The organism is Streptomyces roseus, from assembly GCF_001044425.1.
Taxonomy (GTDB): domain Bacteria; phylum Actinomycetota; class Actinomycetes; order Streptomycetales; family Streptomycetaceae; genus Streptomyces; species Streptomyces roseus.
In genome coordinates, this window is record NZ_LFML01000052.1 from 14,513 (window position 1) to 25,948 (window position 11,436).

8 protein-coding genes and 1 tRNA gene are annotated in these 11,436 nt (G+C 69.8%); 5 read left to right on the forward strand and 4 right to left on the reverse strand.

The genetic code is table 11. The features are described 5' to 3' along the window. The first annotated feature begins 78 nt into the window (after positions 1-78). Positions 79-1,596, forward strand: coding sequence for an amidophosphoribosyltransferase (purF, locus tag ACS04_RS13795; protein ID WP_030160137.1), 1,518 nt, complete (start codon positions 79-81; stop codon positions 1,594-1,596). Between the two features lie 108 nt (positions 1,597-1,704). Beyond that, the gene (gene purM, locus ACS04_RS13800) at positions 1,705-2,775 is read left to right on the forward strand and encodes a phosphoribosylformylglycinamidine cyclo-ligase (RefSeq protein ID WP_048476882.1); all 1,071 of its coding nucleotides are present in this window, start codon (positions 1,705-1,707) and stop codon (positions 2,773-2,775) included. Positions 2,776-2,865: 90 nt separating this feature from the next. Here the strand turns inward: purM and ACS04_RS13805 are convergent, their stop codons facing one another. Next, positions 2,866-3,132 (reverse strand): DUF3073 domain-containing protein, encoded by a 267-nt coding sequence (locus ACS04_RS13805; RefSeq protein WP_048476883.1) that lies wholly within the window; start codon positions 3,130-3,132, stop codon positions 2,866-2,868. A gap of 281 nt (positions 3,133-3,413) precedes the next feature. Next, positions 3,414-4,526: a Leu/Phe/Val dehydrogenase gene (locus ACS04_RS13810; protein ID WP_048476884.1), complete on the reverse strand. Its 1,113-nt coding sequence runs from the start codon at positions 4,524-4,526 to the stop codon at positions 3,414-3,416. Between the two features lie 183 nt (positions 4,527-4,709). Between ACS04_RS13810 and ACS04_RS13815 the strand changes: the two genes are divergently transcribed. Together ACS04_RS13815 and bldC are read left to right on the forward strand one after the other, a co-directional pair. Beyond that, positions 4,710-5,564, forward strand: a complete 855-nt coding sequence (locus ACS04_RS13815; RefSeq protein WP_209441694.1) for a DUF8083 family protein — start codon at positions 4,710-4,712, stop codon at positions 5,562-5,564. 500 nt (positions 5,565-6,064) lie between these two features. After that, positions 6,065-6,271 (forward strand): developmental transcriptional regulator BldC, encoded by a 207-nt coding sequence (bldC, locus tag ACS04_RS13820; RefSeq protein WP_003949541.1) that lies wholly within the window; start codon positions 6,065-6,067, stop codon positions 6,269-6,271. A gap of 519 nt (positions 6,272-6,790) precedes the next feature. Here the strand turns inward: bldC and ACS04_RS13825 are convergent. Both ACS04_RS13825 and hrpA read right to left on the reverse strand, forming a co-directional pair. Beyond that, positions 6,791-6,864: transfer RNA gene (locus tag ACS04_RS13825), tRNA-Asp, on the reverse strand. A 69-nt stretch (positions 6,865-6,933) separates the two neighbouring features. Continuing rightward, positions 6,934-10,869 (reverse strand): ATP-dependent RNA helicase HrpA, encoded by a 3,936-nt coding sequence (gene hrpA / locus ACS04_RS13830; RefSeq protein WP_048476885.1) that lies wholly within the window; start codon positions 10,867-10,869, stop codon positions 6,934-6,936. Positions 10,870-11,179: 310 nt separating this feature from the next. On the opposite strand from hrpA, the gene ACS04_RS13835 reads away from it, so the two are divergent. Then, positions 11,180-11,416, forward strand: a complete 237-nt coding sequence (locus tag ACS04_RS13835; protein ID WP_048476886.1) for a hypothetical protein — start codon at positions 11,180-11,182, stop codon at positions 11,414-11,416. The last annotated feature ends 20 nt before the right edge of the window (positions 11,417-11,436 follow it).

The window sequence follows — 11,436 nt, forward strand, 5'->3', positions numbered from 1 at the left end:
CTGTCACCCTCTGTGCTGTGACATTTCCCGGCCATCCCCAATTCGGACCAGTGGTCGATCTCGCCTACACTCGGGAGCGTGCCTCGTGGTGATGGACGACTCAACCACGACCTGCTCCCCGGCGAAAAGGGCCCCCAGGACGCTTGCGGCGTCTTCGGTGTCTGGGCTCCGGGTGAAGAGGTCGCCAAGCTCACCTACTTCGGACTGTATGCGTTGCAGCACCGTGGACAAGAGTCCGCGGGAATCGCTGTGAGCAACGGTTCCCAGATCCTCGTCTTCAAGGACATGGGCCTCGTTTCCCAGGTCTTCGACGAAACCTCTCTCGGCTCGCTCCAGGGTCATATCGCGGTCGGTCACGCCCGCTACTCGACCACCGGAGCCTCCGTCTGGGAGAACGCGCAGCCCACTTTCCGCGCGACCGCCCACGGCTCCATTGCCCTGGGTCACAACGGCAACCTGGTGAACACCGCCGAGCTCGCCGAGATGGTCGCCGACCTCCCCCGTCAGGACGGCCGCGCCACCCAGGTGGCGGCCACCAACGACACCGACCTGGTCACCGCCCTGCTGGCCGGCCAGACGGACGACGACGGCAAGCCCCTGACGATCGAGGAGTCGGCCACCAAGGTCCTCCCGAAGGTCAAGGGCGCCTTCTCGCTGGTGTTCATGGACGAGGGAACCCTCTACACCGCCCGTGACCCGCAGGGCATCCGCCCGCTGGTCCTCGGCCGCCTGGAGCGCGGCTGGGTGGTCGCGAGCGAGACCGCCGCCCTCGACATCTGCGGCGCCAGCTTCGTCCGCGAGGTCGAGCCGGGCGAGCTCATCGCGATCGACGAGAACGGGCTGCGCACCTCTCGATTCGCGGAAGCGAAGCCCAAGGGCTGTGTCTTCGAGTACGTCTACCTGGCGCGCCCGGACACCGACATCGCCGGCCGGAACGTCTACCTCTCGCGTGTCGAGATGGGCCGGCGCCTGGCCAAGGAAGCCCCCGTCGACGCCGACCTGGTGATAGCGACGCCGGAATCCGGCACGCCCGCCGCCGTCGGCTACGCCGAGGCCAGCGGGATCCCGTACGGCTCCGGCCTGGTCAAGAACGCCTACGTGGGCCGGACCTTCATCCAGCCCTCGCAGACGATCCGCCAGCTGGGCATCCGCCTCAAGCTCAACCCCCTCAAGGAAGTCATCCGGGGCAAGCGCCTGGTGGTCGTCGACGACTCGATCGTCCGCGGCAACACCCAGCGCGCCCTGGTCAAGATGCTCCGCGAGGCCGGCGCGGCCGAGGTCCACATCCGGATCTCCTCGCCGCCGGTGAAGTGGCCGTGCTTCTTCGGCATCGACTTCGCCACCCGGGCCGAGCTGATCGCCAACGGCATGACGGTCGACGAGATCGCCACGTCCCTCGGCGCGGACTCCCTCTCGTACATCTCGCTCGACTCGATGATCGAGGCGACGACCATCCAGAAGCCCAACCTCTGCCGTGCCTGCTTCGACGGCGAGTACCCCATGGAGCTGCCCGACCCGCAGCTCCTGGGCAAGCAGCTCCTGGAGAGCGAGCTGGCCGGCGGCACCGACGCCGCCGACGCGCTCCGGCGCCCGTAGCGCCGCGACCCGCGACCCCGGCTCCACCTGCGCCGGGCCCTGCCTTTACGAGTGCTTCTCCCAGGGCCCGGCACCACCCGCAGTAACGACACGAAAGCTCTCCCTGTCATGACAGAGAAGACCACCGGTGCCAGCTACGCAGCCGCGGGCGTGGACATCGAAGCCGGAGACCGCGCGGTCGAACTGATGAAGGAGTGGGTGAAGAAGACGCAGCGCCCCGAGGTCCTCGGCGGCCTCGGCGGATTCGCCGGCCTCTTCGACGCCTCCGCCCTCAAGCGCTACGAGCGCCCGCTGCTGGCCTCCGCGACCGACGGCGTGGGCACGAAGGTGGACATCGCCCGCCAGCTGGGCGTGTACGACACCATCGGCCACGACCTCGTCGCGATGGTCATGGACGACATCGTCGTCTGCGGCGCCGAGCCGCTCTTCATGACGGACTACATCTGCGTGGGCAAGGTCCACCCCGAGCGTGTCGCGGCGATCGTCAAGGGCATCGCCGAGGGCTGCGTCCTCGCCGGCTGCGCCCTGGTGGGCGGCGAGACCGCCGAGCACCCGGGTCTGCTGGGCCCGGACGACTTCGACGTGGCGGGCGCCGGCACCGGTGTCGTCGAGTACGACCGCCTGCTCGGCGCGGATCGCATCCGTACGGGTGACGCCGTCATCGCGATGGCGTCGTCCGGCCTTCACTCGAACGGGTACTCGCTCGTCCGGCACGTCCTCTTCGACCGCGCGGGCATGTCGCTCGACCAGCACGTGGAAGAGCTCGGCCGGACCCTCGGCGAGGAGCTGCTGGAGCCCACCAAGATCTACTCGCTGGACTGCATGGCTCTCACCCGTACGGCCGAAGTGCACGCCTACTCGCACATCACCGGCGGCGGGCTCGCCGCCAACCTGGCCCGCGTGATCCCGGACCACCTGCACGCCACGGTCGACCGTTCGACCTGGGCGCCCGGCGCGATCTTCGACCTGGTCGGCAAGGCCGGTCAGGTGGAGCAGCTGGAGCTGGAGAAGACCCTGAACATGGGCGTCGGCATGATGGCCGTGGTCCCGCAGGAGTCGGTGGAGGTGGCGCTGACCGCGCTGGCCGACCGGGGCGTGGACGCCTGGGTCGCGGGAGAGATCCTGGACCGCGGCGACCGCACCGAGGGCGCGACCCTGACCGGCTCCTACGCCGGCTGAGGCCGCCGGGGCAACACTGAAACCCGGTCCGGGGTGAGGCCCCGGACCGGGTTTCAGTGTTTGTTGCTCTCGTGCAGACGCGAAAAAGCGTCAAGCGCCGCGACGCTGTGCCGACGGACCGGACTCTTCGTCCTCGTCGTCGTCATCGCTGTTGTACAGCTCCGCGTACTTGGCGTACGGGTCGTCGTCGTCATCCAGATCGTCATCGACTTCGACCGGCTCGCTGACAGGCAGCAGCGGATCCGTCGGCGATGCGCCCAGCTCATTGGCCAGACGCGAGAGGTCAGTCCCGCCGCTGTTGTACTTCAGCTGGCGGGCGACCTTTGTCTGCTTGGCCTTGGCCCGGCCGCGCCCCATGGCTCGACCCCCTCGGTGACGGGGCTCGACGGCCCCAGAGTCTGACACGCGTTCATGGTTCGGAGCGGGCTCTCCGTGGAGAGACCGTCCGTAGGGGTTTAACGGTACCTGCTTCCGCGGCCATACGGTACGCCGCCCGCATGACGTGCCCCGGTGCAGGACCAATGAGGCGCCCCGTCCTCGCTGGTCAGCTGCGATTTTAACCCGTTCCTGGCGAGCGACCCGCCGAAGTGCAGTGAGTTCCGTCTCGCCGCAACCCCGGCGGGCGCACGCCAGGCGTCCTACAGGGCCGGGGCGGAGCCCTTCGCGGCCTTCGCGGCGCGGGCGTCCGCCATGCGCTGCTCGGCGATCCGGTCGGCGGCGGCGGCCGGCGGAATACCGTCCGCCTTCGCACGAGCGAAGATTTCCAGCGTGGTGTCGAAGATCTTCGTGGCCTTCGCCTTGCACCGGTCGAAGTCGAAGCCCCGGAGCTCGTCCGCGACCTGAATGACCCCGCCCGCGTTCACCACGTAGTCGGGCGCGTAGAGGATCCCGCGGTCCGCGAGGTCCTTCTCCACGCCCGGGTGGGCGAGCTGGTTGTTCGCGGCGCCGCACACGACCTTGGCCGTCAGGGCCGGTACCGACTCGTCGTTCAGCGCACCGCCGAGCGCGCAGGGGGCGTAGATGTCCAGGCCCTCGGTGCGGATCAGCGCGTCGGTGTCCGCCACCGCGGTGACCTGCGGGTGCTTGTCGAGGACCCGGCGCAGCGACTCCTCGCGCACGTCCGTGATCACGACCTCGGCGCCGTCCTCCAGGAGGTGCTCGACGAGGTAGTGGCCGACCTTGCCGACGCCGGCCACGGCGACCTTGCGGCCGCGCAGCGTCGGGTCGCCCCACAGGTGCTGGGCGCTGGCCCGCATGCCCTGGAAGACGCCGAAGGCGGTGAGGACCGAGGAGTCGCCGGCGCCGCCGTTCTCGGGGGAGCGGCCGGTCGCCCAGCGGGTCTCGCGGGCCACGACGTCCATGTCCGCCACGTAGGTGCCGACGTCGCAGGCCGTCACGTAGCGGCCGCCGAGCGACTCCACGAACCGGCCGTAGGCCAGCAGCAGTTCCTCGGACTTCAGGACGTCGGGGTCGCCGATGATGACGGCCTTGCCGCCGCCGAGGTCGAGACCGGCGAGGGCGTTCTTGTAGGACATGCCGCGCGAGAGGTTCAGCGCGTCGAGGACGGCCTCCTCGTCGGAGGCGTACGCGTGGAAGCGCGTACCGCCGAGGGCCGGGCCCAGAGCGGTGGAGTGGATCGCGATGACGGCTTTCAGGCCGGAGGCTCGGTCCTGGCACAGCACGACTTGCTCGTGGCCGCCCTGTTCCGAACGGAACAGGGTGTGCAGGACGCCGTCGGTCATTTCGGTCACGGTGGTGACTCCCATGGAAGAGATGCGGCGGAATGACGCCCGCCCTGCGGGTGGGGGAGGGCGTGCTGGGAGCAGAGTAAGACCTGCGGGCCGTGCGCAGGCGTCCTGTCCGGAGATCGGACCGCTCCGGGGGTCCGCCCCGCCCGGCGAGTAGCTCCCGGCGGGGCGGGGGAGTACGAGAGCGTGAGCGAATCCTCCGACCCCAAGCTGCCCGCGGCGCGCTCGGCGCCGACCGTCCCGTACGCCTCCTACCTGCGCGTCTACGAGCCCCTGGCGGCCTTCGCGGAGCCGGAGCGCACGCACTGGGCCTCGTACGCGCGGCGCGGCGTGGCGGCGACGGCCCAGGACGAACTGCGTCGCTCCCTCTCCGATCTGGTCCGGGTCCCGGTGGTGGGGGTGCCGGCGCACGAGAGCGCGGACGCCTTCACGGCGGAAGTGGACGGGGTGCTGCTGATCTGCCCCTGGCGGACCAGGCTGCGCGGCTGGCTGGCGCTCCGGGAGCTCGTCGACCAGTTCCCGCTCCCGGTGCTGGACGCGGCGCTCCCGCCGGGGGCGCGGCGCAGGGCGGCCGAGGAGTACGAGCGCTGGCGCGAGCGGAACCCGGACGCGCGCCCGTGGATCCGTACCGGGGTGTGGCAGGTGCCGCTGCGCTGGTTCGTGCTGGTGGCCGACGACGAGCGGGAGTACCTGCCGGGCGAGCGGCTGCGCTACCGGACGCCGATGGTGCAGGCCCGGCGCCGGCTCGCGCGGGCGCTGCGGATCCTGCGGGCCGCCGAGGGGTACGGAGGGCTCGCGGAGGGGCTGGTGGACGTCGGCAGCTGGCTGGAGGAGTTCCACCCGCGCTCGATGGTCGAGCTGGACTACGCGGGCCTGGTGCACGCGCTGCCGGCGGACCGGCTGCGGACCGACCGGTCGGCCCGGGACGTGGCGGCGGGGATCGCGGCGCTGGGGGCCGGGGACGCGGACGCGGCGGCGCGGACGTACGCGGAACTGGCGGAACGCTGGCGGGAGGTCAGGGAGAGGCTGTTCGCGAACTGACCCCCGGAGCGACCCCCGGCGTTCGCGGTCAGGACACATTCGGGCCTTAGTTCCAGGACCTACGTCCCGATACGGGCCATTGACTCAAGGGTGACGGACCGCACTATCTACACCCTTGCGCCCTTCCCCTACCCTCGTGCCAAAATAGGACAAGGAGTCCGGGGAGGGTTCCTTCCGCCCAACTTTGGGCGGAATGCTCGGCATTGCACTCTACGGGGGGTCCTGACGACTCCTGATCGCTCTGTGACTGATCGTCACAGTGGGGTGACTGTCCGCTATGGGGCGGTCCATCGGCTTCCGCCGCTGATGAACACCTCGGAGGGCAATTCCATCGGTTTGGCCGTCGAGGCTGGACGGATGGTGTAGTTGTAGTGCCGAGGACAAGCCGTTCGTCCTATAACCGACTCGGCCCGCGTATGTCCATTTCGGGCAACGCGGGCCAAGGTGCAGAATTTAGAGGAAAGAACCGAGATGGTTCGGTTCTCCCGAGGAGGCCGCTCATGACCGCTCGCACCCCTGATGCCGAGCCGCTGCTGACCCCGGCTGAGGTTGCCACGATGTTCCGCGTGGACCCGAAGACGGTCACCCGCTGGGCCAAGGCTGGCAAGCTCACGTCCATCCGCACCCTGGGTGGACACCGCCGTTACCGCGAGGCCGAGGTTCGCGCTCTGCTCGCGGGAATCCCGCAGCAGCGCAGCGAGGCCTGAGGTCGCGCAAGCACCCCGCTTTACCGGGCGTGAATCGGGTCCCCCAATCCGATGAAACCCAAAGGCTTCAAACGCCTGGACCTGCCCCAACAGGTCCTTGTCGTCAGATCGCGCTGGACTCCGCCGGGTCCAGCGCGATCTTTTTTTGTGCCCGGGGAGGGTGGATCGGGCGGACGCGGGAGGCCGGCGCGATAGGTGCCATTGCACATATTAAATCGAGCACGCGTATGGGTGCGATAAATGTGCGAGTCTCAAAAACTCATGTGGTGACTCCCGTCACAGGCAGTGACACTTGTGCGACGCGCAATGCACCCGTAAGGGGACGTGCGTCGCAGAGTGCCTCATGCGGACGGGGGATTCGCGTCGGTGGGGTCCGGGCGGGGCGGCGGACGGCGGGCGGCGTCCAGCCGGGCGGGGCGCCGCTGACGGGCCGCACAGTCCGGCGGCACACGCGCAGAGTGGGCGGCGCATACGCAACAGGGCCCGCATCCCTGGGGGATGCGGGCCCTGCTCTTCTTGCGAACCTGACGGGACTTGAACCCGCGACCTCCACCTTGACAGGGTGGCGAGCTAACCAACTGCTCCACAGGTCCTTGATTTGCGGCCGCTGGGCGGCTGCGAATCAGACTGTACCCCAGCTCAGGGGGTGGAGTCGAACCGGATCAGCGGGCGGGCCCCGGGGCCGCGGCGTCCACCGCCTTCACGATCCGCTTGTCGGAGATCGGGTACGCGGTCCCGAGCGCGTGCGCGAAGTAGCTGACGCGGAGTTCCTCGATCATCCAGCGGATGTCGGTGACCGCGGACGGCACCGGCCGGCCCTTCGGAAGCTGCTCCAGCAGCCACGCGTACTCGTCCTGCATCTCGTGCACCTTCTGCATGCGCGTGGTGTCGCGCTGGGCGCCCGTCGGCATCTGCTGGAGCCGCCGGTCCACCGCCACCAGGTAGCGCATCAGGTCCCCCAGCCGGCGCAGGCCCGTCAGGGTCACGAAGCCGGGCGGTACGAGGGCCGCCAGCTGCGTCCTGACGTCCTGCACGTTCGCCACCAGGGCCAGGCTGTTGGTGGCCTTCAGGCGGCGCTCACAGGCCTGCCAGGCGGCCAGGACCTGCTGCACCTGGGACACCGTCCGCACGGTCGTGTCCACGAGGTCCGCGCGGACGGCCTCGTAGAGGGCGCGGAAGGCGGCCTCGTCCCAGGCCGGGCCGCCGTGGTCGGCGATCAGCTTGTCGGCCGCGGCGGTCGCGCAGTCGTCGAACAGCGCCTGGATGGAGCCGTGCGGATTGCGGGGCAGGGCCAGCTTCTGCTGGTTGGTCAGGTGGTCCGAGGCGAACTTCGCCGGGTTCACCGGGATGTTCAGCAGGATCAGCCGCCGCGTGCCGAGCCACATCGCCTGCTGCTGCTCGGCCTCCGTGTCGAAGAGCCGTACGGAGACGCCCGCGCCCTCGTCCACGAGCGCCGGGTACGCCTTCACCGGCTGTCCGGCCCGCCGGGTCTCGAAGACCTTGGTGAGCGTGCCGATCGTCCAGTCGGTGAGCCCCGTGCGCTCCAGCGACTCCCCGCCCGCGCGCTCGGCGGTGGCCGCGGCGGCCTTGGAGAGGGCCTGGCGGGCCTTCGGCTTCAGCTTCAGCCGCAGGGCTTCGAGGTCCTTGTCCTCGGCGAGGTTCTTGCGGCGCTCGTCGACGATCCGGAAGGTGATCTTCAGGTGGTCCGGGATCCGGCCGAGGTCGAAGTCCTCGGCCGAGACCGGGACCCCGACCATCCGCTGGAGCTCGCGCGCCAGGGTGACCGGCAGCGGCTCCTGCAGGGGTACGGCCGTGGCCAGGAAGCGCGTCGCGAAGTTCGGCGCCGGTACGTAGTGCCGGCGGATCGGCTTCGGCAGGGACCGGATGAGCTCGGTGACGACCTCCTCGCGCAGGCCCGGGATCTGCCAGTCGAAGCCCTCGTCGGTGACCTGGTTCAGTACCTGGAGCGGGATGTGGACGGTCACGCCGTCCGCGTCCGCGCCCGGCTCGAACTGGTAGGTCACCCGGAACTTGAGCTGCCCCTGGCGCCAGGAGTCCGGGTAGTCGGCCTTGGTGACCCCGGCCGCCTTCTCCGTCAGCAGCATCTCGCGCTCGAAGTCGAGGAGTTCCGGCTCCTCCCGCTTCTTGTGCTTCCACCAGGAGTCGAAGTGCGCCCCCGAGACCACGTGCTCGGGGATCCGCTGGTCGTAGAAGTCGAAGAGGGTCTCGTCGTCCACGACGATGTCGCGGCGCCGCGCCCGGTTCTCCAGCTCCTCGACCTCGGTGAGCAGCTTGCGGTTGTCGGCGTAGAACTTGTGGTGCGTGCGCCAGTCGCCCTCGACCAGCGCGTTGCGGATGAACAGCTCGCGCGAGACCTCGGCGTCGATGCGGCCGTAGTTGATCTTCCGCTGCGCGACGATCGGCGCGCCGTACAGCGTGACCTTCTCGTACGCCATGACGGCCGCCTGGTCCTTCTCCCAGTGCGGTTCGCTGTACGTGCGCTTGATCAGGTGCTGGGCGAGCGGCTCGACCCACTCCGGCTCCACCTTGGCGTTGACCCGGGCCCACAGCCGCGAGGTCTCCACCAGCTCCGCCGACATCAGGAACTTCGGCTGCTTCTTGAAGAGCGCCGAGCCCGGGAAGATCGCGAACTTGGCGGACCGGGCCCCCAGGTACTCGTTCTTGTCGGTGTCCTTGAGGCCGATGTGCGAGAGCAGGCCGGCCAGCAGCGAGATGTGCACGCTCGTCTCGGGGGCGTCGCCCTCGTTGACGTGGATGCCCATGCCCTTGGCGACCGTGCGCAGCTGGGAGTAGATGTCCTGCCACTCGCGGATCCGCAGGAAGTTCAGGTACTCCTGCTTGCACATCCGGCGGAACGAGGACGAGCCGCGCTCCTTCTGCTGCTCGCGGACGTAGCGCCACATGTTGAGGAACGAGAGGAAGTCGCTGGTCTCGTCCTTGAAGCGGGCGTGGTTCTGGTCGGCCTGCGTCTGCTTGTCCGAGGGCCGCTCGCGCGGGTCCTGGATCGACAGGGCCGCCGCGATGACCATGACCTCGCGGACGCAGTTGTTCTTGTCGGCCTCGACGACCATGCGGGCCAGGCGCGGGTCCACGGGCAGCTGGGACAGCTGGCGGCCCATCGGCGTGAGCCGCTTCTTGGGGTCCTTCTCCGCGGGGTCGAGCGCGCCGAGCTCCTGGAGCAGCTGGACGCCGTCGCGGATGTTGCGGTGGTCCGGCGGGTCGATGAAGGGGAACTTCTCGATCTCGCCGAGGCCGGCCGCGGTCATCTGGAGGATGACGGAGGCGAGGTTGGTGCGCAGGATCTCGGCGTCCGTGAACTCGGGACGGGAGAGGAAGTCGTCCTCGGAGTAGAGCCGGATGCAGATGCCGTCGCTGGTGCGGCCGCAGCGGCCCTTGCGCTGGTTGGCGCTGGCCTGGGAGATCCGCTCGATGGGCAGGCGCTGGACCTTGGTGCGGTGGCTGTAGCGGGAGATCCGGGCGGTGCCCGGGTCGATCACGTACTTGATGCCGGGGACGGTGAGGGAGGTCTCGGCGACGTTGGTCGCGAGAACGATCCTTCGGCCCGTGTGCTGCTGGAACACCCGGTGCTGCTCGGCGTGCGAGAGGCGGGCGTACAGGGGGAGGACCTCGGTGAACCTGAGGTTCCGCTTGTTGAGGGCGTCCGCCGTGTCGCGGATCTCGCGCTCGCCGGAGAGGAAGACCAGGACGTCCCCGGGCCCCTCCGACTGGAGCTCGTCGACGGCCTCGCAGATCGCGGTGATCTGGTCGCGGTCGCTCTCCTCGGAGTCCTCTTCGAGCAGGGGACGGTAACGCACCTCCACCGGGTACGTACGACCGCTGACCTCGACGATCGGGGCGTCGCCGAAGTGGCGGGAGAAGCGCTCCGGGTCGATCGTCGCGGAGGTGATCACGACCTTGAGGTCGGGGCGCTTGGGCAGCAGCTGGGACAGGTAGCCCAGCAGGAAGTCGATGTTGAGGCTGCGCTCGTGGGCCTCGTCGATGATGATCGTGTCGTACGCGCGCAGCTCGCGGTCCGTCTGGATCTCGGCGAGCAGGATGCCGTCGGTCATCAGCTTCACGAAGGTCGCGTCCTGGTCCACCTGGTCGGTGAACCGGACCTTCCAGCCGACCGTCCGGCCGATCTCGGAGTCCAGCTCCTCGGCGATCCGCTCCGCGACGGTGCGGGCGGCGATCCGGCGGGGCTGGGTGTGCCCGATCATGCCCCGGACGCCGCGCCCCAGCTCCATGCAGATCTTGGGGATCTGCGTGGTCTTCCCGGAACCGGTCTCACCGGCGACGATCACGACCTGGTGGTCGCGTATCGCCTCGGCGATCTCGTCCTTCTTCTGGCTGACGGGCAGGTTCTCGGGATACGTGACCTCCGGCATGCGCGAGGCACGGCCGGCCAGTCGCGCGGCGGCCTTCTCGGCCTCCGCGGCGATCTCGTCGAGCACGGCCTGCTTGGCCTCGGGCTTTCGGATGCGGCGGGCGCCTTCGAGGCGGCGGCCGAGGCGGTGCGCGTCACGGAGGGAGATCTCCCCGAGGAGCGTCTGCAGGGCGGCGAAGGAAGTAGACATACCTGATCGAGGATCTCACCCGCGGGTGCCGGGTGGCGAACGCATTTGTGCCCCCTCCCCGTACCATTTCGGGACGAGATCGTCTGAACCGACCTGCCGACCGAGGGAGAGGCCCGCCGTGTACCGCTTCCGTGGTGTCCGGTGCCTGCTCGGCGCCGTGATCGCGGTGCTGGTCGGCTGTGCGGCGCCCGCCGCGGCGCTTCCGCTTCCCGGTCCGATTGTCGGTTCGATTGCCGGTTCGATTCCGAGTCCGGCTTCGGGTCCGGCACCGGCACCGGCTCCGCGTTCGGCTCCGGTCGCGGACGCTCCCGTGGCGCTCGCCGTGGCCTCCGCCGGACAGGGCCCCTCCTGCGACCCCGGGACGCGGGATCACGGGCAGGCTCCGGGGGTGCCGCCGCGCGGGGCCGGGGAGCATGCGCACGCCCCGCTGGGGCGGCCCGCGGCGGAGCAGCTCTGGGCGGACCGGACGCCGGTCGCGCGGGTGCTCGTACGGGGGCCGGACCAGGCGGGTCCGGGGCCCGTGGAGCTGTCCGTGATGCGGGTGTAGAGGACCGGCCTTCCGCCGGT